Source organism: Shinella oryzae (genome assembly GCF_023038235.1).
Lineage (GTDB): Bacteria > Pseudomonadota > Alphaproteobacteria > Rhizobiales > Rhizobiaceae > Shinella > Shinella sumterensis.
This window is the reverse complement of sequence record NZ_CP081987.1, coordinates 879,679-902,674: the sequence shown is the minus strand read 5'-3', so window position 1 is coordinate 902,674 and position 22,996 is coordinate 879,679. Positions and strand designations below refer to the sequence as shown.

23 protein-coding genes are annotated in these 22,996 nt (G+C 63.5%); 7 read left to right on the top strand and 16 right to left on the bottom strand.

Going from position 1 to position 22,996, the window contains the following annotated elements; all coding sequences use genetic code 11:
* Positions 1-3: 3 nt before the first annotated feature.
* Positions 4-360, bottom strand: a complete 357-nt coding sequence (locus K6301_RS04440) for a hypothetical protein (protein WP_425475385.1) — start codon at positions 358-360, stop codon at positions 4-6.
* A gap of 17 nt (positions 361-377) precedes the next feature.
* Positions 378-866 carry an SRPBCC domain-containing protein gene (locus tag K6301_RS04435; protein ID WP_247219545.1) on the bottom strand — a complete coding sequence of 163 codons (489 nt, stop codon included), beginning with the start codon at positions 864-866 and terminating at the stop codon, positions 378-380.
* 70 nt (positions 867-936) lie between these two features.
* Here K6301_RS04435 and K6301_RS04430 point away from each other — a divergent pair, with 70 nt between their 5' ends.
* On the top strand, positions 937-1,260 hold the full coding sequence (locus tag K6301_RS04430; protein ID WP_247219544.1) for an ArsR/SmtB family transcription factor: 324 nt from the start codon (positions 937-939) through the stop codon (positions 1,258-1,260).
* A gap of 30 nt (positions 1,261-1,290) precedes the next feature.
* Here K6301_RS04430 and bla read toward each other — a convergent pair whose 3' ends face one another.
* Both bla and K6301_RS04420 read right to left on the bottom strand, forming a co-directional pair.
* Positions 1,291-2,184 (bottom strand): BKC/GPC family carbapenem-hydrolyzing class A beta-lactamase, encoded by an 894-nt coding sequence (gene bla, locus K6301_RS04425; RefSeq protein WP_247219543.1) that lies wholly within the window; start codon positions 2,182-2,184, stop codon positions 1,291-1,293.
* Between the two features lie 136 nt (positions 2,185-2,320).
* Positions 2,321-4,630, bottom strand: coding sequence for a Tex family protein (locus K6301_RS04420; protein WP_247219542.1), 2,310 nt, complete (start codon positions 4,628-4,630; stop codon positions 2,321-2,323).
* Positions 4,631-4,850: 220 nt separating this feature from the next.
* On the opposite strand from K6301_RS04420, the gene K6301_RS04415 reads away from it, so the two are divergent.
* Both K6301_RS04415 and K6301_RS04410 read left to right on the top strand, forming a co-directional pair.
* On the top strand, positions 4,851-5,900 hold the full coding sequence (locus tag K6301_RS04415) for a polyamine ABC transporter substrate-binding protein (protein WP_247219541.1): 1,050 nt from the start codon (positions 4,851-4,853) through the stop codon (positions 5,898-5,900).
* On the top strand, positions 5,887-8,250 hold the full coding sequence (locus K6301_RS04410; protein ID WP_247219540.1) for a putative bifunctional diguanylate cyclase/phosphodiesterase: 2,364 nt from the start codon (positions 5,887-5,889) through the stop codon (positions 8,248-8,250). Before K6301_RS04415 ends, K6301_RS04410 begins: the two co-directional genes overlap by 14 nt.
* 18 nt (positions 8,251-8,268) lie before the next feature.
* Here the strand turns inward: K6301_RS04410 and era are convergent, their stop codons facing one another.
* The 8 genes from era to rpoZ form a co-directional block, all read right to left on the bottom strand.
* The gene (gene era, locus K6301_RS04405; protein WP_247219539.1) at positions 8,269-9,213 is read right to left on the bottom strand and encodes a GTPase Era; all 945 of its coding nucleotides are present in this window, start codon (positions 9,211-9,213) and stop codon (positions 8,269-8,271) included.
* Positions 9,214-9,292: 79 nt separating this feature from the next.
* Entirely contained in the window at positions 9,293-10,006 is a 714-nt protein-coding gene (gene rnc, locus K6301_RS04400; protein ID WP_247219538.1) for a ribonuclease III, read from the bottom strand.
* Positions 10,003-10,746, bottom strand: coding sequence for a signal peptidase I (lepB, locus tag K6301_RS04395; RefSeq protein ID WP_247220493.1), 744 nt, complete (start codon positions 10,744-10,746; stop codon positions 10,003-10,005). The genes rnc and lepB overlap by 4 nt, the downstream gene beginning before the upstream one ends.
* 90 nt (positions 10,747-10,836) lie before the next feature.
* Positions 10,837-11,250 carry a holo-ACP synthase gene (gene acpS, locus K6301_RS04390; protein WP_134649777.1) on the bottom strand — a complete coding sequence of 138 codons (414 nt, stop codon included), beginning with the start codon at positions 11,248-11,250 and terminating at the stop codon, positions 10,837-10,839.
* Positions 11,247-11,834: a DUF2062 domain-containing protein gene (locus K6301_RS04385; RefSeq protein ID WP_160872681.1), complete on the bottom strand. Its 588-nt coding sequence runs from the start codon at positions 11,832-11,834 to the stop codon at positions 11,247-11,249. Before K6301_RS04385 ends, acpS begins: the two co-directional genes overlap by 4 nt.
* Before the next feature lie 103 nt (positions 11,835-11,937).
* Positions 11,938-12,090 carry a DUF3563 family protein gene (locus tag K6301_RS04380; protein ID WP_134649775.1) on the bottom strand — a complete coding sequence of 51 codons (153 nt, stop codon included), beginning with the start codon at positions 12,088-12,090 and terminating at the stop codon, positions 11,938-11,940.
* 168 nt (positions 12,091-12,258) lie between these two features.
* Positions 12,259-14,487: a RelA/SpoT family protein gene (locus K6301_RS04375; RefSeq protein ID WP_134649774.1), complete on the bottom strand. Its 2,229-nt coding sequence runs from the start codon at positions 14,485-14,487 to the stop codon at positions 12,259-12,261.
* 116 nt (positions 14,488-14,603) lie between these two features.
* The gene (gene rpoZ / locus K6301_RS04370) at positions 14,604-15,005 is read right to left on the bottom strand and encodes a DNA-directed RNA polymerase subunit omega (protein ID WP_134649773.1); all 402 of its coding nucleotides are present in this window, start codon (positions 15,003-15,005) and stop codon (positions 14,604-14,606) included.
* Between the two features lie 404 nt (positions 15,006-15,409).
* On the opposite strand from rpoZ, the gene K6301_RS04365 reads away from it, so the two are divergent.
* Together K6301_RS04365 and K6301_RS04360 are read left to right on the top strand one after the other, a co-directional pair.
* Positions 15,410-15,985 (top strand): LabA-like NYN domain-containing protein, encoded by a 576-nt coding sequence (locus K6301_RS04365; RefSeq protein ID WP_134649772.1) that lies wholly within the window; start codon positions 15,410-15,412, stop codon positions 15,983-15,985.
* A gap of 185 nt (positions 15,986-16,170) precedes the next feature.
* Positions 16,171-16,554: a hypothetical protein gene (locus K6301_RS04360; RefSeq protein WP_247219537.1), complete on the top strand. Its 384-nt coding sequence runs from the start codon at positions 16,171-16,173 to the stop codon at positions 16,552-16,554.
* A 19-nt stretch (positions 16,555-16,573) separates the two neighbouring features.
* On the opposite strand, the gene smpB is transcribed toward K6301_RS04360, so the two are convergent.
* Positions 16,574-17,053, bottom strand: coding sequence for an SsrA-binding protein SmpB (smpB, locus tag K6301_RS04355; protein WP_134649770.1), 480 nt, complete (start codon positions 17,051-17,053; stop codon positions 16,574-16,576).
* 1 nt (position 17,054) lies between these two features.
* Complete coding sequence (gene dapA / locus K6301_RS04350; protein WP_247219536.1) at positions 17,055-17,939, bottom strand: 4-hydroxy-tetrahydrodipicolinate synthase; 885 nt, start codon at positions 17,937-17,939, stop codon at positions 17,055-17,057.
* A gap of 314 nt (positions 17,940-18,253) precedes the next feature.
* Between dapA and K6301_RS04345 the strand changes: the two genes are divergently transcribed.
* Positions 18,254-20,323, top strand: coding sequence for a lytic transglycosylase domain-containing protein (locus tag K6301_RS04345; protein WP_247219535.1), 2,070 nt, complete (start codon positions 18,254-18,256; stop codon positions 20,321-20,323).
* A 94-nt stretch (positions 20,324-20,417) separates the two neighbouring features.
* Positions 20,418-21,293, top strand: a complete 876-nt coding sequence (locus K6301_RS04340) for an alpha/beta fold hydrolase (RefSeq protein WP_247219534.1) — start codon at positions 20,418-20,420, stop codon at positions 21,291-21,293.
* 95 nt (positions 21,294-21,388) lie between these two features.
* On the opposite strand, the gene K6301_RS04335 is transcribed toward K6301_RS04340, so the two are convergent.
* Both K6301_RS04335 and K6301_RS04330 read right to left on the bottom strand, forming a co-directional pair.
* Entirely contained in the window at positions 21,389-22,408 is a 1,020-nt protein-coding gene (locus K6301_RS04335; RefSeq protein WP_247219533.1) for a porin, read from the bottom strand.
* 307 nt (positions 22,409-22,715) lie between these two features.
* Complete coding sequence (locus K6301_RS04330; protein WP_247219532.1) at positions 22,716-22,877, bottom strand: hypothetical protein; 162 nt, start codon at positions 22,875-22,877, stop codon at positions 22,716-22,718.
* Between the last annotated feature and the right edge of the window lie 119 nt (positions 22,878-22,996).

Sequence of the window (22,996 nt, the reverse complement as noted above, 5' to 3'; positions counted from 1 at the left end):
GCCTCACCAGGCGTCGGGCTCGCGCACCATATGCACGATGCCGGCGGGGTTCATGATCCAGCCGCCGCGAAAGCCCTCTCCCAGATCCTCGACGGCGTCGCAACGCACGACGCCGTTCTGCTCGAGATATCCGAGCGCGGCCTTGTGGTCGGGCGTGAAAAGTTCGAGCCAGACTTCCGCCTGACTGTAGGTCGGCGCCTCGTCGATCCACAGTCGGTTGGGACCGAGTTCGAAACCGGCGACCGGCGCCTTCGCCTCGAAGGGTTTAAGGCCGACGACGTCCCGATAGAAGGCAACGGTCGCCGCATATCGATGTGACGGCACCTTCATGGCGATATTAATGCCGCCCGTGATTTGCATATCCACCGCCACCTCCGTCACGTGAAATCCTCCTGCTCGGAGGTGACCACACCCTTCATTTCGCTTGGATAATAGCCTTCCCGCAGGTTGATGCCGTACTCGACATAGGCCTTCATGCAGGCGAGCATCTGCGACCAGCCCTCGCAGTTCATGTAGGACGACTTCTGGCCGCGCGCGTCGTCGCGCCAGCCGGTCTCGGCGATGGTCACCATGGTGCCGCCGTCGTCGAGCGGCTTGAAGCGCATCTCGACGCGTGTCTTGTAGGGCGCCTCCCCCTCGTCGACCATCGCATCCCACCGGAAGACGATGAGGGCGTTTTCCTCCACCTTGTCGACGATGACAGGCGCCATGCCCCACCAGGTGACGGTCGTGCCCTCGACCAGCGGCGCGCTCGCGCCACCGACCGTCGTGAAGTAGCCACTCAGCTTTTTCGGATTGACCACCGCGTCGAAAACCTCGGCAACCGGCTTGCCGATCCGCCCGTTCACGCGAAATTCCAGCGTCATGCCGTCCTCCTTGGGGCGTACCCGCCCTCCCTGTCTTGTACCCGGTCAAAATATGTTATAAAAATATAACATGTCAACCGAATCGATAGAGGACGCCGTTTTCAAGGCGCTTGCCAACGGCAAGCGGCGGCAGATGCTGGATGCGATCAAGGCCGCACCGCTCACGACGCGTGCACTGTGCGAGAAATTTCCGGAAATGGACCGCTGCACGGTGATGCAGCACCTGAAGGTGCTGGAAGAGGCGGACCTGGTCATTCCCCGCAGAGAGGGCCGCGAGCGCTGGAACCACCTCAACGCCCTGCCGATCCAGGCCATCCATGACCGCTGGATCAGCCAGTATGCCGGCCATGCCATGACCGTGCTGTCGGCGCTGAAAGACGAACTGGAGGGCTGAGGCCCCGCCCTTCGACGGCGCCCCGCAAAATCAGACCTCGACCGCGATGCGGCCGATCTCGGCGATGATGGCGTTGCGGTCGTCGCCGGAGATGCCGGGCATCTCCACGAAGGCGGTCACCACGATCGCGCCGCGATCCGGCGACCAGGCGATGGCGACATCATTGGCGTTGCCGGCCTTGTCGCCGTTCGTTCCGGTCTTGTCGCCGGTCATCCAGTTCGCCGGGAAGCCGGCGCGCAGCCGCGTATCGCCCGTCTTGTTCATCACCAGCCACGCGGCAAGCTGCGCCTTGGACTGCGGCGAAAGCACATCGCCGAGAACGAGCCTGTGCAGGGTGTCTGTCATGGCGGCCGGCGTCGTGGTGTCGCGCTCGTCGGCCGGGCTATCGTGATAGTTCAGCGTCGGCTCCGTGCGGTCGAGGCGCGTCACCGTGTCGCCGAAACCGCGCAGGAAGGCCGTGACGGCTTCCGGGCCGCCCGACGCGGCAAGCAGCAGGTTCGCGGCGGCGTTGTCGCTGAGCGTGATCGTCGCCTCGCACAGCGCGGCAACCGAGATGCCGGCATCGCCGACATGCTTTTCCACCACCGGCGACCAGTCGATGAGGTCCGATGTCTTGACGACGATGCGCCGGTCGAGCGTTTCCTCCCCGCGGTCGACGCGCGCGAGGATATGCGCCGCCAGCAGCGCCTTGAAGGTGCTGCACATCAGGAACCGCTCATCGGCGCGATGGCCGAGCCGGGCGCCCGTTGCGAGATTATGTATGGCAACGCCGATGCGGCCCGTGTGGCGCGCTTCCAGTTCGGCAAGCCGCTTGCCGAGTGCACCGTCGCCGTTGGCCCGGGCGGAGCGCGTCATTGCCGCAACGGCGGGAATCGTGAGCAGAGCGCCGGCCATCGCCTGCCGGCGTGAAATCGTCATCGTCATCGTCATTTGTCCTGTCTACCGGGCACCGAACGCTGCGCGCCCGGCCCGTTTGAGCCCGCCCATGCCGCGACTATGCGCAAGGGACGGGGTCAAAACAAACGACGATTTCTGCCGGCAGCCATTAGGAAAACTAGGGCTACTTCTTCTTCATCGCCTCGGCGAGCGCGGCGCCGAAGGCCCCCTGCGACGTGGCCTGCTGCTTGGGCGCGGCCTGGCTGAACTTCGGCTTCATCTGGGTGTTGCGGTCGTTGCGCGCGGCGTTGTCGCGCGGTGCTGCGGCCGCCCCGTCCTTGCGCATGGTGAGGCCGATGCGCTTGCGCGGCACGTCCACTTCCGTCACCCGCACCTTCACGACATCGCCGGCCTTCACCACCTCGTGCGGATCCTTGACGAAGCGGTCGGCGAGTTGGGAGACGTGCACCAGACCGTCCTGGTGCACGCCGATATCGACAAAGGCGCCGAAAGCGGCGACGTTCGTCACGGTGCCTTCCAGCAGCATGCCGGGCTTGAGGTCCTTGATGTCGTCGATGCCATCGGCGAAGGTCGCGGTCTTGAATTCCGGACGCGGATCACGGCCGGGTTTTTCCAGTTCGGCGAGGATGTCCTTGACGGTCGGCAGGCCGAAGCGCTCATCGACGAACAGCTTCGGATCGAGCTGCTTCAACGCCGCGCTGTCACCCATCAGCGCCCGCAGGTCGCGGCCGCAGGCGGCGACGATCTTCTTGGCGACGCCATAGGCTTCGGGATGGACCGACGAGGCATCGAGCGGCTCCTTGCCGTTCGGGATGCGCAGGAAGCCGGCGCACTGTTCGAAGGTGCGCGCACCGAGGCGCGCGACCTTCATCAGTTCCTTGCGGCTTTCGAAGGGGCCGTTGGCATCACGATGCGCCACGATGGCTTCGGCGGAAGACTTGCCGAGACCCGAAACGCGCGCGAGAAGCGGCGCAGACGCCGTGTTGAGGTCGACACCGACGGCGTTCACGGCATCCTCGACCACGGCATCGAGCGAACGCGACAGCTTGCTCTGGTCGACATCGTGCTGGTACTGGCCGACGCCGATCGACTTCGGCTCGATCTTGACGAGTTCGGCGAGCGGATCCTGCAGGCGGCGCGCAATGGACACCGCGCCGCGCAGCGACACGTCGAGGTTCGGGAACTCGGCGGCCGCCGTTTCCGACGCGGAATAGACCGAGGCACCAGCCTCCGAGACGATGACCTTGGTGGGCTTGGGCGCCGGAAGCTGGGCGAGCAGGTCGGCGACGAGCTTTTCCGTCTCGCGGCTGCCCGTGCCGTTGCCGATCGAGATCAGCTCCACCTTGTGCTTGCGAATGAGCGCGGCCAGTTCGGCCTGCGTGCCGCGCACATCGTTCTTCGGCGGAAAGGGATAGACCGTCGTCGTCTCGACCACCTTGCCGGTGTTGTCGACCACGGCGACCTTGACGCCGGTGCGGATGCCTGGATCAAGGCCCATCGTGGCGCGCGTTCCGGCGGGGGCTGCAAGCAGCAGATCTTTGAGATTGCGGGCGAAGACGCGGATCGCTTCTTCCTCCGAGCGTTCGCGCATCTCGCGCATCAGGTCGAGCGACAGCGACATGGAGAGCTTGACACGCCACGTCCAGCCGATGACGTCGGCCAGCCACTTGTCGCCGGGCCTGGTGCCGACGGCATAGAAGGAGGCGATGATGCGCTCGACGGGCTTGACCGGCTCGGTGCTGTCCTGGTCCACGACGATATCGACCGACAGGAACTCCTCGTTCCAGCCGCGCAGCATGGCGAGCGCGCGATGGCCGGGCACGGTCGCCCAGCGTTCGGTGTGGTCGAAATAGTCGGAGAACTTCGCGCCGGCCTCCTGCTTGCCCTCGACCACGCGCGAGCGCAGGAAGGCGTTGTCCTTCATATAGTTGCGCAGGCGCTTGAGAAGGTCGGCATTTTCCGTGAGCTGCTCGGCGACGATGTCGCGCGCGCCTTCCAGCGCCGCCTTCACATCGGGCACGTCGGCGGAGACGAATTTTTCCGCGAGCTCCGCCGGCACCAGCGCGCGGTCGGCAAGGATCTGCTCGGCGAGCGGGCCAAGGCCGCGTTCGCGGGCGATTTCCGCCTTGGTGCGGCGCTTCGGCTTGTAGGGAAGATAGATATCCTCAAGCTCGGCCTTGGTGGTGACGGCGGCGATTCGGGCGGACAGCTCGTCGGTCAGCTTGCCCTGCCCCGCGATGGAATCGAGGATGGACGCGCGGCGGGCTTCCAGTTCGCGCAGGTAGGCGAGCCGTTCGGCGAGCGTGCGCAGCTGGGTATCGTCGAGCCCGCCGGTCACTTCCTTGCGGTAACGGGCAATGAAGGGAACCGTCGCGCCCTCGTCGATCAGTTCGACGGCCGCCGTCACCTGCGCGGCGGTTGCCTTGATCTCCGTGGCGATCAGGTTCGCGATCTTGAGCGGGGTCGGGGCCATGACGAACTCCTGTGGGATGACGGCGGGCGGCGACCATAGTTTGCCGATGGCGCAAGGCCAACCGCAAGGGGGCCGGCGGGCGGGCCGTCCACAATATATCGCAGCACGCCTGCAAGCACGGAAAAGTGAGGCTAACACGCTTTCCGACCTTGGGGTTGTAACGCTTCATAAAGCCTTCCGCCGGTATCGTGCGCTGTGGAACGGCAACGGGGCCATCGTCATGCGCAGCGCATTTTTCGCAACAGTCTCAGTGGCGGCCCTCGCCGTGGCAGGGCCTGTGCAGGCGACGACGCTCAGCCTGCTGATCTGGGAAGCCTATATCGACGAACAGGTGCTTGCCGACTTCACCGCCGAAACCGGCGCCGAGGTTCGCCAGACGCTGTATGACAGCGGCGACGTGCGCGACGAGATCCTTGCCGACCCCAACAGCAATATCGACGTGGTGGTCACCAACGAGAACGGCGCGAAGCTCTACGGCAATCGCGGCATCCTGACGGCGCTCGACACCGGCAACGTGCCGGCGCTGAAGGACTACGAGGAGAGCTGGACCAAGCGCTGCGGCGGCTACGGCGTTCCCTATCTGTGGGGAACGATGGGCATCCTCTACCGCTCCGACAAGATCACGACGCCGCCGACCTCCTGGGCCGATATCATGAAGCCCGCGGAAAGCCTGCGCGGCCATATCGCGATGTACGACGATCATGCCGAAGCCTTCGTCGCGCCGCTCGTGCTGCTTGGGAAATCGGTGAACGCCAACGACAACGAAACGCTCAAGGCCGCCTACGACATGATGAAGGCGCAGGCCCCCTATGTGCTGACCTACGACTACGCCATCACCTCGGTGCAGAGCCCGGACAAGGGGCCGAACATCTGGATGGCGCTCGGTTACAGCGGCGACCAGTTCACCCTCAACGACAAGGTGGGCAAACCGCATCTGTGGCGCTATGCCGTGCCGAAGGAAGGCACGCTGTCCTGGCTCGACTGCATCTCGGTCAGCGAGCGTTCGAAGGAAAAGGCGCTGGCGCTGAAACTGGTCGATTACATCGGCAACGCGCAAAACAGCGCGCGCAATGCCATCAAGCTCAACATGCCCACGGCAAACAAGGCGGCGATGGCGCTGCTGCCGGAAGACATGCAATCCAATCCCGAAATCTATGCGGCCCCGGAAATCCTGGCTAAGAGCCAGCTTCAGGAGGAACTGACCGTTCAATCGGTACAGGCCCGCCGTCGCATCCTCAGCAGTCTGGCTCAATTCAGTGACGCTCGGTAAACGCGCCCTCGCCCTCATCTTTCCCGTCGTTCTCGCAGGCTATGTGCTTGCGGCTTCCCTCATCTACTATGTGCAGAGCTCGTCCATTGCCGGGCTGGAGCGTGCGCGCCTGTGGCAGCAGATCGGCATGCTGACCGCCGTCTTCCAGAACGACGTGATGCAGAACCGCAGCTTCCTCTATTCGCTCGTCGAAGGCGGTGCGGTGCGCCTGTTCGTCAACGAGCCGAATGCCGATTACCGCCGCATGGCGCTCGGCGTGCGGCTGCAGCAGAGCATCACCTCGCTCTCCGAGGATCGCAAGCGCTTCATTTCCGCCGCCATCATCCGCCCGCCGCTGACGGTGGACTACTATTTCGAGGACAGCGACGATCCCTTCGCCGAGATCACGCCGCAGCAGCTCGAGCTCATCCGCCACACCATCGACAGCCCGCGGCTCTCCTCGTGGACCTATCTCGACACGCCGGGCATCGAGCCGCTCATCGTGCATTCCGAATTCATCGACCCCGTGACCTTCAATCGCCCGGTCGCCAGCGCCAAGGCCGAATCGATCCTGGTGCAGACGGCGGTGCGGCCGAAGGCGTTTCTCGAATTGAAGCGGGCGCTCGAGAAGGAATATGGCGCGACGGTCGAGATCGCCCGGCATCAGTTCCTCGCGCAGGGCGGGCTTTCAGCGACAGCCACGCTCGGCCCCTCGCTCTTCGCACGCCTGACGCCGGAACCGGGCTTCCTCGAGGAACGGCTTTCGACGCTCAGGATGCTGCTGGCGCTCGGCGCCATCGCACTCAGCCTGTGCACCATCGTCCTCGTGCTGGTGCTCGTGCGCCGCTACATCACCAACCCGATCGCCCGCCTCGACCGCCAGCTGACCGAAGTCATGACCGGCAACCGCAGCGCCCTGCCCGAAATGCACGAGATCGGCGAAATCGGCCGCCTCTCCGTCAACGTCAAGCGCCTGCACGACCAGTCCATGCACTCCTTCGACCTCGTGCAGAACGCCTCGTGGACGGATACGCTGACCGGCATCTCCAACCGCGAATACTTCAACATCCGCTCGACGCAATTGCTCGAAGAGGCGGCGGAAGCCGGCATCGGCTGCACGCTTCTGTTCATCGACGTCGACAACTTCAAATTCGTCAACGACAAGCACGGCCACAAGATCGGCGACGAGCTGCTCAAGACGCTCGCCGACCGTATCTCGGCCATCGTCGCGCGCATCGTCGTCGAGCGCCAGCTGCCGGCCGGGCTGTTCGCCCGCCTGTCGGGCGACGAATTCGCCATCATGCTGCGCTGCCAGCCCGGCGCCGGCACGATCACCGAATTGTCCGGCGATATCCTGGCACTGTTCGCCGAAGGTTTCGAAGTGCTGGACAAGGCCTATCCGGTCACCGCCAGCATCGGCATCGCCGTCTATCCCGAGGACGCGCGCACGCTGCCCGAACTCATCGCAAATGCGGACGCGGCCATGTACCAGGCCAAGTCGCAGGGCAAGAACGGCTCGGCGCGCTATTCCCGCTCCCTGCACGAGAAGCGCAACCGCCGGCGCCGCATCGAGGAGGAACTGCGCATCCTCAATGCCGACGAGCAGTTCCATCTCGTCTACATGCCCATCGTCAACGGCCAGGGCAAGGTCACGGGCTGCGAGGCGCTGCTGCGCTGGACCTCGCCGGTGCTTGGCAACGTCACGCCGGACGAGTTCATTCCCATCGCGGAAACGACGGGCCTTTTCAGCAAGATCGACTGGTGGGTGATCAACCGCGCGATGGCCGATTACGGCCATGTCAGGAAGCTCTTCGGCGCAGAGACGATCCTGTGCATCAACATCTCGTCCGCCGAGCTCTACACCAAGTCGATCAGCGATCACTTCTGCGATTGCGCCGACCGGCATGGCGTCGATGCGCGGCTGATCGAGATCGAACTGACGGAGACCTTCGCGGTCAAGCTGGGCGAGCAGTCGCGCCGCAACATCGAGATCCTGCGCGCCAAGGGCTTCCGCATCTCGATAGACGATTTCGGCGCGGGCTATACGTCGGTCCAGCAGATCATCGAATATCCGGCCGAGACCATCAAGCTCGACCGGGAGCTGGTGGAGAGCCTGACCCGGTCGGCAGCGCTTCCCACCTTGCGCGCGCTGATCGCGCTCTGCCACGCGCAGGACATGTCGGTCATTGCCGAAGGGGTCGATACGCCGGAGAAGATGTCATTGCTCGCCGCGGCGGGCTGCGACCTCTACCAGGGCTACCTCATCAGCCGTCCGCTATCGCTCGACGACCTCGGTGTGTGGGCCATGCAGCGCCTCCTGGACACGGCACGCGAGACGATGCGGTCGGCGGAACGTCGCGCCCAGGGCTGAGACGCACGAGCCGACGGATCAGGATGTCGGGAAGTCGAGGCCCATTTCGCGGAAGCGGGCCGGATCGTCACCCCAGTTCTCACGCACCTTCACGAAGAGGAAGAGGTGCACGGGCTGCTCCAGGATTTCCGAGAGCTCCTTGCGGGAGGCCGTCGAGATGGCCTTGATGGCATCGCCGTTCTTGCCGAGCGCGATCTTCTTCTGGCTGTCGCGCTCGACATAAATGACCTGCTCGATGCGCACCGAGCCATCCTTGCGCTCTTCCCACTTTTCCGTCTCGACATGGGAGGAATAGGGAAGCTCCTGGTGGAGACGCAGGAACAGCTTCTCGCGCGTGATCTCGGCGGCGAGCTGGCGCATGGGAAGGTCGGAAATCTGGTCTTCCGGATAGTACCAGGGCCCCTCCGGCAGCGCGGCGGCAAGATAGTCCATCACGTCCTCACAGCCAGAACCGTTGAGCGCGGAAATCATGAAGGTGCGCTCGAACTTCACGACCTCGTTGACGGCTGCCGTCAGCTTCAGCAGGTCTTCCGGCTTGACGCGATCGACCTTGTTCAGCACGAGGATCTTCGGCTGGTGAACGTCCTTCAGGCCCTCCAGGATCGTCTCGGCGTCACCCTTCAGGCCGCGCTCGCTGTCGATCAGGAACATGATGAAGTCGGCATCCTTGGCGCCGCCCCAGGCGGTCGTCACCATGGCGCGGTCGAGCCGGCGGCGCGGCTTGAAGATGCCGGGCGTATCCATGAAGACGATCTGCGCGTTGTTGTGGATCGCGATGCCGCGCACGATGGCGCGCGTCGTCTGCACCTTGTGGCTGACGATCGACACCTTGGCGCCGACGAGCCGGTTCACCAGCGTCGACTTGCCGGCATTGGTGGCGCCGATCAGGGCGACGAAGCCCGAACGGGTCGCGCCCTCGGCTGCGGCGCCGGTCTCGGCGGGGATGTTGGTTTCTTCCGTCATGATATCCGTCAATCCGGGTCCTTCCGGCTGAAGGCCCCATTTTCCTGTTTCCATGCAATTTCAAAAGGTGGAAATGCGGTCAGGCGCCGGCCTTGGGCCAGATGCCTTCGCGTTCCAGTATCTTCGTCGCGGCCGCTTGCTCGGCGGCCCGTTTCGAGCGATCGACGCCGGTTTCCGGTGCCACGCCCTTGACCTCGACCGTCACGGTGAAGCGGGGATCATGATCCGGTCCGGAGCGCTCGTCCACCCGGTAATTCGGTGTGAGGCCGAACCGCGCGTGCGCCCATTCCTGCAATTCCGTCTTGGCGTCGCGCCGCGCGCCCTCGGCCCGCGCCGCCCTGCCCTCCCAGTTGGCGAGGATGAAGCCGCGCGCGGCCTCCAGCCCGCCATCGAGATAGATGGCCGCGATCAGCGATTCCACCACATCGGCCCTGACGTTCAGCATGGCCTTGCCGGTGAGCTTCTTGACGTCGGCGCCGGTGCGGATGAAGCGGTGGAGACCGAGATCATCCGAAACAGCCGCACAGCTTTCGGCACTGACGAGCTGGTTGAGGCGAACGGAAAGCTCCCCCTCCTTGGCATCGCGGAAGGTGCGAAACAGCATCTCGGCCACGCACAGGCCGAGAACGCGGTCGCCGAGAAACTCCAGCCGCTCGTAGTTGCTGCCCTTGCCGGGCCGCGCACTGGCATGGGTGATCGCCCGGTCGAGGCGATCCTTGTCGGTGAAGACGTAGCCGATCAGCTCTTCGAGGGCCTTGCGGTTGACGTCGTTCAACGGAATGGCGCCCTTCATTCAACGACCTTGAAGAGGCGGTCCCAACGCAGGTTCGCCGGCCATTTCCAGATTTCGCTGAAGGAGGTGTCGTGGCCCAGCGAGAAGAAGATCAGGCTGGCGCGGCCGATGAGGTTCTCGGCAGGCACGAAACCGACGTCGAAGCGGCTGTCGGCGGAGTTGTCGCGGTTGTCGCCCATCATGAAATAATGGCCTTCGGGCACGATGAACTCGCGCGTGTTGTCGCCGACGGTGCCCGGACGGGTGTCCAGCGTGTCGTAGGAGACGCCGGTGTCCAGCGTCTCGCGGAACATCGGGATGTTTTCGCCGGTATCGTACTGGTCATCGGCGCGGAAGAAGCCGTCCTGCTGGCGCTCGACGGGCTTGTCGTTGATGTAGAGGATGCTGTCGCGCACCTGCACGCGGTCGCCCGGCAGGCCGACGAGACGCTTGATATAGTCGATGTCGGGGTTCGGCGGGAAGCGGAACACGACGATGTCGCCGCGCTTGGGCTCGCTCGCGAAGATGCGGCCCGAGAACAGGTTCGGCGAGAAGGGCAGCGAATATTTCGAATAGCCGTAGGAGAACTTGTTGACGAACAAGTAGTCGCCGACCAGCAGCGTCGGCATCATCGAGCCGGACGGAATGGTGAAGGGCTGGAAAAGCACGGTGCGGATCACGACGGCGAGCAGCAGCGCCTGGATAATGACCTTGACGTTTTCCCACAGGCCGCCTTGGGCCTTCTCAGTCTTCTCTGCCACGCCCGACTTGTCCTTATTTGCAAACATGAGGCCCTCTATAGAGGAAAGGTTGCGCGTTGGAAATCACATCGGTCAAAAAGACGCGGAAGCTCACAAGGCCGGCGTCCCGGCGGGCAGCGCCTCGATGATCACGAAAGCCTGCGCCAGCGGAAAGTCGTCGGTGATGGTGAGGTGGATCCGCGCCTCGTGACCGGCCGGCAGCATCCGCTTCAACCTTTCGAGCGCGCCGCCGGTGAGATGCATGGTCGGCTTGCCTCCGGGCAGATTTATGACGCCCATGTCCTTCCAGAAAACACCCTGCGCAAGGCCCGTGCCGAGCGCCTTGGAACAGGCCTCCTTGGCGGCGAAGCGCTTGGCATAGGAGGCCGCGCGGTTCTTGCGCCCATCGGACTTGGCCTGCTCGATCTGCGTAAAGCAGCGCTCGGTGAAGCGCGCGCCAAAACGCTCCAGCGACTTCTCCACCCGACGGATGTCGATGAGGTCGCTGCCGATGCCGATGATCATGAGGACAGGTCTCCGGATGAGAGTGCTGTGGGCGCAAGCCCTGCGCGCAGCGCCAGCCGCGCGCGGCGGCGGGCCTTGAAGGACTGGACGGCAAGGCGCGTCACGCCATAGGCGATGACGGCCGCGAGCAGGCCGAGTACACCGGCGCCGGCCAGCATGGGCTTCAGCACCGGCTGCCAGAGCTCGGAAAACTGGAGATGCTCCAGCCGGTGCAGCAGGTCATGCGTGGTGATGGCCTCCGCGGCCTGGATGCCGAGCAGCGTTTCGCCGGCCCGGAAGGTGGCAAGCGCGATCAGCGGAATGGTCAGGGGATTGGCGACGGTGGTGGCAAGGGCAGCCGCAAGCAGATTACCGGCCATTAGATAGGCCAGAACCAGCGCCAGGATGACGTGAAACCCGAGCAGCGGTGTGAAGGCGGAGAAGACGCCGGCCGCGACACCTGCGGCGACCGCGTGCGGGGACGCCGACAGGCGGATGATGCGCTTCGCAAGATAGCGCGCCGGCCGCGTCAGGCCCTTGCGCGGCCAGAGAAATTCGCGCAAGCGTTCGGCCCGCGAGGCCTTTTTTCGACGTCTGAACAACATTGCTCAGACATAGCCGATCCGTTGGTGGCATTTCAATGGCGCCCTCATGGCGCCACGGCATGGGCCGCCGCGGCGCACCGGGTGCGCCGCATGGCTGCAGACCTTAGTAGGACTTGCGGAAAAGGCCGCGGTCGATCTGACGCTGGCGGTATTCCAGGTCGATCCGGTCGATGGCGCCGTTGAGATAAGCACTTTCGCGCTCTTCGGTCGACGGAACGCGCAGGGCGCGGGCGATGTTTCTGAACTGCTTCAGCATGGTAAACCTCTTTCGGTTGACCTCCCGAGACAGAAGATAAGGCGAACACCCCTTCGGCACCAGCGCGACTATACCAACACAGCCATGCGAGTGGCGCATATCGACTGGTCAAAACTTGGGCAATTCTGCCTTATTCAGGGCAAAATGCTGAAAATTGCGTTATAGCCCCTACTCAAACACACGGCTGATGGTCGAAACGCACTGCAACTCCTTCAGCTGTCCCATCAGCTGGTTGAGCTGCCGCAGGTCCCAGACCTCGAGGTCGATATGCACCTCGGTGAAATCGGCCGCGACCCTTGCCATGGACATCGAGCGGATATTGATGTCGCTGGTGGCGATGACCTGCGTGACCTCGGCCAGCGTGCCCGGCTCGTTCAGCGCGTTGATCATGATGCGCGCCATGAAGCGGGTGTTGTTGGCCTCGTCGAGATCCCAGCGCACGTCGATCCAGCGCTCCGGCTCGTCGTCGAACTTCTGCAGGGCCGGCGACTGGATCGGATAGATGGTGATGCCCTTGTCCTTCTCCATGATGCCGACGATGCGGTCGCCGGGAACGGCGCCGCCGGCGGAGAAATGCACCTCTGCATTGCCGGACAGACCGCGGATCGGCAGGGCCTCCGGCCCCGTTTCGCCCTCGCCGTCTTCCAGCGCCGCCTTCGTCTTGCCGGGCAGCTTGAAGACCATGCCGGCGGCGCTGCGCATGTTGAACCAGCCCTCGTCCGTGCTGGGCTTCACGGTGACGCGCTCGTCCTGATAATCCGGGAAGACGGCGCGCAGCACGTCGAGCGAAGAGAGTTCGCCGCGGCCCACCGAGGCGATCGCGTCTTCCACGTCCTTCTGGCCGAGCCGGTGCAGCACGGGCTTCAGGCCGTCGCGTGAAAAGGTCTTGCCGGCGCGATCGAAGGTGCGCTCCAGGATGCGGTAGCCGAGGCCGGAATATTGCTTGCGAATGGCGGCGCGCGTGGCGCGGCGGATGGCCGCGCGCGCCTTGCCGGTCACGACGATCTCTTCCCAGGCGGGCGGCGGCACCTGGATGCCGGAGCGGATGATCTCCACCTCGTCGCCGTTGTTGAGACGGGTGACGAGCGGCATGATGCGGCCGTTGATCTTGGCGCCGACGCAGGTATCGCCGATATTGGTGTGCACCGCATAGGCGAAATCGATGGGTGTCGCGCCACGCGGCAGCGTGATCAGCTGGCCCTTGGGCGTGAAGGTGAACACCTGGTCCTGGAACAGTTCCAGCTTGGTGTGCTCGAGGAATTCCTCGGGATTATCGCCTTCGGCAAGCGCCTCGATGGTCCGGCGCAGCAGGGCATAGGCATTGGAGCGCGGTGAGCGCGCGGCCTCCTCGTTGACCGGCTCCTTGTCCTTGTAGAGCGAGTGCGCGGCGATACCGTATTCGGCGATCTCGTGCATGCGCTTGGTGCGGATCTGCAGCTCGATGCGCTGGCGCGACGGCCCGACGATCGTGGTGTGGATCGACTGGTAGTCGTTCTGCTTGGGCGTCGAGATATAGTCCTTGAAGCGGCCGGGCACGACGCGCCAGCGCGTGTGCACGATGCCGAGCGCCGCATAGCAGGCGGGAATGTCGCCGACGAGGATGCGGAAGGCGTAGACGTCGGACAGTTGCTCGAAGGAGAGCGACTTCGACTGCATCTTGCGGAAGACCGAATAGGGCTTCTTCTGGCGGCCCTTGACGAGGGCATCCGGCAGGCCGTTGACGACGAGCAGTTCGCGCAGCTCCTCCTCGATCTTGCGGATCAGCCCCTCGTTGCGCTGCGACAGCTCCTCCAGCTTGCGCGAGACGGTCTCGTAGGCTTCCGGGTTGATATGCCGGAAGGACAGGTCTTCCAGTTCCTCGCGCATATCCTGCATACCCATGCGGCCGGCGAGCGGCGCATAGATGTCCATCGTCTCCTCGGAGATGCGGGCGCGCTTTTCCGGCGACATATGCTCGAGCGTGCGCATGTTGTGCAGGCGGTCGGCGAGCTTGACGAGCAGCACGCGCACGTCGTCGGAGATGGCGAGCAGGAGCTTGCGCAGGTTTTCCGCCTGCTTGGCCTTCTTGGAAACGAGGTCGAGCTTCTTGATCTTGGTCAGGCCCTCGACGAGGGCGCCGATATCCTCGCCGAACAGCTCGTCGATTTCCGCGCGCGTCGCGCTGGTGTCCTCGATCGTATCGTGCAGAAGGGCGACGGCGATGGTCGATTCGTCGAGCCGCATATCCGTGAGGATGGCGGCGACTTCGAGAGGATGCGAGATGTAGGGATCGCCGCTCGCACGCTTCTGCTGGCCGTGCTTCTGCATGGCGTAGACATAGGCCTTGTTGAGCAGCGCCTCGTTGGCATCGGGCTTGTATTTCTGAACCCGCTCCACGAGTTCATATTGACGCATCATTCTCGGTGGGCTCCCTCCCCGGCTCGTTCAGGCGGGGCAAACAAAAAGTGCGCCCCAAGCTTAGAAGGGGCGCACCGGTATTCACAATAATAAAGGTTTCGGAATGGCTACCGAAATCAGTAATCGTCGCTTTTTTCCGGCGGAACGAGGCCTTCGATGCCGGCGAGCAGCTCTTCTTCCGACATGCGGTCGAAGGCGATCGTCTCGGGCTGGTCGTCGTCCTCGTCGGCGGTCGCCGTCGTGGCATCGTCGGCCAGCAGGCTTGCCGGATCGGGCTCGGGCTCATCGACTTCCACATGCTTCTGCAGCGAGTGGATCAGGTCTTCCTTGAGATCGTCGGGCGACAGGGTCTCGTCGGCGATCTCGCGCAGCGCCACGACGGGGTTCTTGTCGTTGTCGCGATCGATGGTGATGGCCGCACCCTGCGAGATGAGGCGGGCGCGATGGCTTGCCAGGAGAACCAGCTCGAAGCGGTTGTCTACCTTGTCAATGCAATCTTCAACGGTGACACGGGCCATTGCCTGTCCTTTGTGATCGAGAATTTCAGGAGTTTGCATGCCCGATACAGGCAAAGGACGGCAAATTCAAGTTTTTCCTTGCCGGCGTCTCCTTTCGCGGCCCCCTTAACGGCCGCTTGTAATTCCCGGTTGAGGTTCAAGACCGCGGAAAGATGGGGCACGGCACAATGACCGGCGAGGATAACGGCCGGTAAATACTTCCCAATTTGCCTATTGTGAAATGCACGGGCTCCGTGCTTCTCGAAAAAATGCACCGCAACCCGTGTTTGGTTGGAAATGTCACCAAGCTGCCCTAAATGACAAATACATGAAATATGCATAATGCCACCGGAAAACGCAGCCATGCACGCCGGGCCGGCGTGGCTTACGCATCTTCCGGGACTCTATTTAAGGGAATTTTTGAAATGTTCGACCCGCGCGAGAAAATCGCACTCTTCATCGACGGCGCCAATCTCTATGCCGCTTCCAGAACACTCGGGTTCGACATCGATTATCGGAAACTACTGAAAGCATTTCAGAAACGCGGCTATCTTCTGCGCGCCTATTACTACACGGCACTGATCGAGGACCAGGAATATTCCTCCATCCGCCCGCTGATAGACTGGCTCGACTACAACGGCTACAAGGTCGTTACCAAGCCGGCCAAGGAATTCACCGACTCGCTCGGCCGCCGCAAGATCAAGGGCAACATGGACATCGAACTGGCCATCGACGCGATGGAGCAGTCCGAAACGGTCGACCACCTCGTGATCTTCTCCGGCGACGGCGATTTCACGACGCTGGTCGAAGCGCTCCAGCGCCGCGGCCGCAAGGTTTCCGTCGTCTCGACCATGCAGACGCAGCCGCCGATGATCGCCGACGACCTGCGCCGGCAGGCGGATTACTTCATCGATCTGGGCACGCTGAAGGCCGAAATCGGCCGCGATCCCTCCGAACGTCCCGCCCGCCCGGCGGAAGTGACCGATACCGCCGCCGACTGATCAATCGTTCGCGCGAACGAAGGGACCGGAAGTGACCGGTTTGCGACGCGTGCCGATGCTGCAGCCGGGCCTTTCAACGGTTCGTTAAACATCGAGGAGAATAGCGCGGAACTCCATTAGCATTCCGCAACGTTCTGCTGCTATTCAAAATGCGGTCAACACGTCCCGCATTGGAATATCCCGTCATGGTCGACGCAGTATCGCTTTCTGGCAGCAGCTACCGGGCAGCAATCCAGGCGCTGGCGCTGCGTCCGGCTGCACCGGCCGGCGAGACCCGTCCCGCCACTCCGACACCCACCGTCGCGCAGCCGTCCGAGACCGTGGATGACACCGGCTTTCTCTACGCGGCGAACGGCCTTCCGAGCGTTTCGTCGGCATCGGCCAATACGGTCGAGCGCAGTGCGAGCTCCGACACCGCGCGTCATACGCCCGCCCCGCTCGCCATCCAGAGCGCGGACCTCAACGCGTTGATGTCGTCTTTCCTCACGGCGCGCACATCCGATGATGGCGAGACGTCGCCGCGCACCGTCAACCAGTCGATGATCGCGCGGCTTTACAGCCAGTTCTGACGCGGAAAGCGCGAGGCCTTCAGCCGCGATCGCGCAGCAGGCGGCCCTTCTGGCGGTTCCAGTCGCGTTCCTTCTCGCTCTCGCGCTTGTCGTGCAGCTTCTTGCCCTTGGCAAGCGCCAGTTCGAGCTTCGCGCGGCCGCTGTCGTTGAAATAGACTTTCAGCGGCACGAGCGTCATGCCCTCGCGGTTGATCGCGGAGCGCAGGCGATGGATTTCCCGCTTCGACAGCAGCAGCTTGCGGCGTCGGCGGGTCTCGTGGTTGAAGCGGTTCGCCTGCAGGTATTCCGGCAGGTAGGAGTTGATCAGCCAGATCTCGCCGCCCTCGTCCGACGCGTAGGACTCGGCGATGTTCGCCTTGCCCTCGCGCAGGGATTTGACCTCCGTGCCGGTCAGCACGAGGCCGGCCTCGTAGGTATCCACGATCTCGTAGTTGTAGCGGGCCTTGCGGTTCTCCGCGACAATCTTCTTGATCGTTGTCGGACGTGCCTTGGTTGCCATGTCAGTTCAACAGACCGGCATGGCGAAGGGCCGCATCGATGGCGGTCTCCGTTGCCGGCTCCAGGCTGGGAAGAAGGGGCGAGCGGACGGCGCGGTTGCCGCCGCGGATACGATGCAGGCCGTATTTCGCGCCACAGACGCCCGGCTCCATGAAGATCGCCTTGTGCAGCGGCATCAGCTTGTCCTGATAGCCGAGTGCCTTGGCGTAATCGCCCGAAAGCGTCGCTTCCTGGAACTCCGCACACAGGCGCGGCGCCACATTGGCCGTGACCGAGATACAGCCGACGCCGCCATGGGCGTTGAAGCCGAGCGCGCTTGCGTCCTCGCCCGAGAGCTGGACGAAATCCTTGCCGCAGGCGATGCGCTGCTCGGAGACACGCTCGATCTTGCCGGTGGCATCCTTTACGCCGATGATCGAGGGATGCGCCTTGTGCAGCGCGCCCATCGTATCCGGGGTCATGTCCACAACCGAACGGCCGGGAATGTTGTAGATCACGATCGGCAGCGCCACGCTTTCCGCAATGGCGGAAAAATGCGCGAACAGGCCCTTCTGCGTCGGCCTGTTATAATAAGGTGTGACGACGAGGATCGCATCCGCGCCTGCCTTCTCGGCGTGGCGGGCCAGATCGATCGCTTCCTTGGTGTTGTTCGAGCCGGCCCCGGCGATGACGGGAACGCGGCCCTTGGCAACCTCGATGCAGAGTTCGACCACCCGTTTGTGCTCGTCATGCGACAGCGTCGGCGATTCGCCCGTGGTGCCGACAGGGACGAGGCCGTGGCTGCCCTCACCGATCTGCCATTCGACATGAGCGGCGAATGCGGCCTCATCGACGGCACCGGCATCGGTGAACGGGGTGACGAGAGCGGGAATGGATCCCTTGAACATCGAGAACTCCTAGGACCAGAGCCGCCCGGGGGCTTACATGCTTTGGCCGTATTCCGTGGTTAAAAACGAACGCACAATAGTCATGTGACAGTCATGCGGCAAGCGGCGTGAGAGGCGTTTTTCGTGCGCGATCAAGGCGAAAGTGCCGCAACGACGCGAATATCCGCGCCGTTCGGTCCGTCGTGTGAAGCATTGGCCTTCACGGCTTGGTGACCGGGGCGGTTAAGCATTCGTTAAGACAACAAAGGGTTAATGATTGTCGAGGATCAGGCGCAATATGAGCATCGTCGCCTGCCAGGCATCCGGGACGTGAGATGATCTCAAAACGCAATCTTGCCCTTTGCGCGCTGCTGCTGGCCGGCGTGGCCGGTCTTTCCCTTCGCCCCTCCCCCGTGGAAGCGGAAAATGTCGCGACGCCCACGATCAAGCCGCTCGGTTTCGCCGCCGAGATGCCGTCGAAGGACATCATCACCAACGCCATTCCGCGCGGCGATGCCCTGCCGCAGGTGAACCCCGCGCTCAAGGCCGGGCTGGACGCGCTTTCCAACCGCGATGCGGCGGCCGCGATGGTCGCTCGCGATCGCCTTTCCAAGGGCAGCCTCGACCGCCATATCCTGACATGGGCCATCGCCGTCTCCGGCCAGCGCGGCGTGCCCTCCTGGGAGATCGCCGAGGCGCAGCGCGAGCTGAAGGGCTGGCCGGGGCTGAAGGCGCTGCGCGGCCATTCCGAACGGGCGCTCGCCCGCGAAAACCCGCCGACATCGGATGTGCTCGCCGCCTTCGGCACGACCCGCCCCGAAACGGCGGAAGGCGCCATGGTGCTGGCACGCGCCCTCATCGCGACGGGCGATACGGCCCGTGCGACGGACGTGCTGCGCACCTTCTGGCACAAGGAGGCGATGAACAAGGATCTCGAAACGCAGATTCTCGGCGAATTCGGCTCGCTTCTCACCATCGCGGACCATCGCGCGCGCATGGAGATGCTGCTCTACAGGGACCGCGCCGACCAGGCGCAGCGTTTCGGCGATCTCGGCCAGGCGCTGTCGCTTTACCGCGCCTGGGCCGCCGTCATCCGCAAGAGCAAGAATACGGCCGCCCTGATCAAGGCCGTGGATGCCCGCTGGCAGAACAATCCCGCCTATACCTACCTGCGCATCCGAAACCTGCGCAACAACGAGGAATACCGCGCCGCCGGCAAGCTGTTCTCCGCCATGCCGGAAGACCCCGCACGGCTCGTCAATCCGGGCGCGTGGTGGAACGAGCAGCGCATCGTCAGCCGCGGCCTTGCCGATCTCGGCGATTATCGCGATGCCTACCGGGTTGCCGCCCATCATGGCGCGGACGATCCGACCGATATCGTCGAGGCGGAATTCCACGCCGGCTGGTATGCGCTGCGCGATCTCGGCGATGCGAAGACCGCGCACAAGCATTTCCAGCGCATCCTGCAAGCCTCCGATCGTCCGCTGTCCGTTTCCCGCGCCTGGTATTGGCTCGGCCGTGCGGCGGAAAAGGGCGGCACGGGCGACGCCAAGGATTATTTCGCGAAGGCCGCGGCCTTTCCCGGCACATTCTACGGCCAGCTTGCCGCGGCACGGCTCGGGCGCAAGGCCCTGAACGTCGCCTATCCGAAGCCGACCGCGGAGGAGCGCGCGCGTTTCCACGGGCGTGAGGCGGTTCAGGCCATTGCGCGGCTCCAGGCCGCCGGCCATGGCTGGCGCGGAGACAGCCTCTACCGCGCACTGGCCGCCGAACTGATGAGCCCCGGCGAGCTGGCGCTGCTGGCTGCGCAAGCCGAAAAGGGCGGCAACCACCAGCTTTCGCTCCAGATCGGCAAGATCGCCTTCGGCCGCGGCATCGATGTGGCGGCGCTGGCCTTCCCGGTGGGCGTCATTCCCGACGGCGCCAACATTTCCGGCTCGGGCAAGGCGCTGGCCTATGCCATCGCGCGCCAGGAAAGCGCCTTCAACCCGGCAGCCGTCTCGCCCGCCAATGCGCAGGGCCTGCTGCAATTGATGCCGGCGACCGCCCAGGGCGTCGCGAAACGCTACGGCCTCGCCTATTCCAAGGAGCGGCTGACGACGGACGCCGCCTACAACGCCACGCTCGGTGCGCATTATCTTGGCGAACAAATCAACGATTTCGGCGGCTCCTACGTGCTGACCTTCATCGCCTACAATGCCGGTCCGCGCCGCGTGCCGCAGTGGATCGCCCGCTATGGCGACCCGCGCGGCAAGCCGATCGACGAGGTGGTCGACTGGATCGAGCGCATTCCCTTCTCCGAAACGCGTGGCTATGTGCAGCGCGTGATGGAGAACTACCAGGTCTACAAGACGCGGCTTGGCCAAAAGGCCGATATCGAACACGACCTCGTCGCAGGGCGTTGATGACGCGCCGCGGCTCATAATTCCCCTGCGAAAGCGCTACGCAACAGCCGTCCTTTTGCCCTAAGCTCTCGCCATCGGACACGAGGGCGCAGGCATGGCAGACTTTAACAGCCGCTTCATCACCGCGACGGACGGGTTGCAACTCCATCTGCGGGACTATGCGCCCGTGTCGGACGCCCCTACCCGGCTGCCTGTCGTCTGCCTGCCGGGGCTCAGCCGCAACAGCCGTGACTTTCATCCGTTCGCATCCCGCCTTTGCGAGGATGCGGCATCGCCGAGACGCGTGATCTCCATCGATTATCGCGGCCGGGGCCGCTCGAGCCGCGATCCGGACCCCGCACATTATAATGTCGGCGTGGAATGCGCCGATGTGCTGGCCATCTGCGACGCGCTCGGCATCGCCCAGGCCATCTTCGTCGGAACCTCGCGGGGCGGGTTGATTCTGCATGTCATGGCGGCATTGCAGCCCGATCGGATCGCAGCGGCCGTTCTCAACGACATCGGCCCGGAGATAGAGGCGGAGGGTCTTCGGGACATCCGTGATTACCTCGCACGCCGCACCATGTTCGACGATGCCGACGCGGCGGCCGACCATCTTGAAGCCGTTCACGGCCCGACTTTCCCGGCCCTCGTCCGGCAGGACTGGCTGGATATGGCTGACGCAATCTATGTCGAGGAGAATGGCAAGCTGGTCGCAAACCACGACCCGGCCCTTGTGGCGCCCTTGCTCACAATGGATTTCACCCAGCCCCTGCCGACGCTCTGGCCGCAATATGCCCTGCTCGCCCAAAAGCCTCTGCTCGTCGTGCGCGGTGAATATTCCAGGCTGTTTTCAGAGAAGGCGCTGGCGCGGATGAAGGCGCAGGGGCCGAATGTCGAAACCACGATTGCCAAAGGCCAGGGCCACGCACCGCTTCTGCACCATCCGGATTTGTTCGAACGGGTAAAGGGATTTCTCGACGGGCGCTAACCTGCTCTTGAAATGCCGCAAGGCATGAAGGATGCAAAAACGAAAAACCCGCAGCCTCAGAGAGACTGCGGGTCTATTCCTAGCTCAACTTCAGATTAGAAGTCGCGCTGCAGACGGAGGAAGCCCGAGACGAAGTCGTCGGTGTTGTCCGGATCCGTGTAGTTGACGGTGGCCTTGAGGTTGAGGTTGTCAACGATAGCGTAGTCGACCGTCAGGCCAACGCGCCATGCGTCGTTGCCGTCGATGAGTTCGTAGTCACCGAAGTACTGAGCACCGGGGGTGATCGTCAGCTTTTCGGTTGCCTTGAACGAGTAGTCAGCAGCAACGCTCCATTCGGATTCGTTGTAGTAGACGTTGTCGCCGCTGGCATAGAGGCCCATCAGTTCGAACGTGCCCGGGCCGACTTCAGCCGACAGCCAAGCGCGGATCGCGCCTTCTTCGGTGTAGGTGTCGTATGCGCCGAGCAGTTCGAAGTTCACGCCGCCGAGGGTGGCAGCGATCATGCCCGAAACGCCAACTTCGTTGCCCGAGCTACCGGGGGTTGCCCAGTAAGCAGAACCGTCAGCATCGATTTCGTCGACGCTGAGGCCGGCGCGGAACGTGCCGCCGTCGTAAACGTAACGAACCGAGGTGAAGCGGGTGACGTTCGAAGCCGTTTCGGTTTCGCCGATCAGGTCGTTATCCCACCAGTTCAGGAAGGTACCGACGCGGAAGCCGCCGAGTTCGATGTAAGCTTCGTCAACGAGACCGCTGGTGCTCGTGTCGCCGCCGCCAAAGCCGTTGCTGGCTTCGAAGTGCAGTGCGATGAAGCTGGTGAGCGTGCCGAGTTCCGTGTCAGACTTGGCGTCGAACGTTACACGAGCGCGCGTCCAGGAATCCCAGTCGGACGTGCCGACTTCATCACGACCGAAGTCGGTCTGGAAACGGACGTAGCCGCCGATCTTGAGGCAGGTTTCGGTGCCCGGGATGTAGAAGAAGCCGGTGCCGAAAGCGTCGCAAACGCGAACGTATTCCATGGGCTCGGGCTCAGCAGCGACGATAGCGTCGGCAGCCTGTGCGCCGGATACTGCCATGAGAGCGGCAGCGGAGCCGATGAGAAGGCTCTTGATGTTCATTTCTGACCTCCAGTCAAAAAGTTTCAAACGGGTCTGGGTTTTTTGCTGAAGGACAGCGTTCCCTGCCCCATCCCCAAGTTCAGGAAGCGGACGAACAACCGCCCCTGCTTCCGAGGCTGAAAATACAAGACGCGGTTCGGTAAGCAATCATCAAACTGAAACGAGGCGGGGTTTCTGTAAGCCTTCGCCCCGGCCTGTTGCGCAAAGGACACAAAATGGCAGGCGAGATCGCTAAAAGTTTATGGATCCTTAACAAAAAACCTTATGCAGCCGCCACTTAGCCCATGACGCCTCCCCATTGGCGTCGTCACAATCCGGGCAGAAAGCCGGCACACAGGGCCTCTTCGCATGACAAGAGCGCGGTTTTTATGGGGCACTTCACCGACCAGGTCACCCGCGCATCGCGGAAAATCGGGAATCGGCCCGGCGTTTGAGTCGTGCGATTCGTCGCCGAATCGTGGTCGCTCATGGAGCCGCCTGCCGCGAGTTCGCTCCGGTACCTGCTCGTCAAATGGCCCGGGGCGGTGCCGCTCTCGGAAAAGCGCGCGCTCTTCTATCCCGGCGGCGTCCATCTGCGCGTAAACGCAC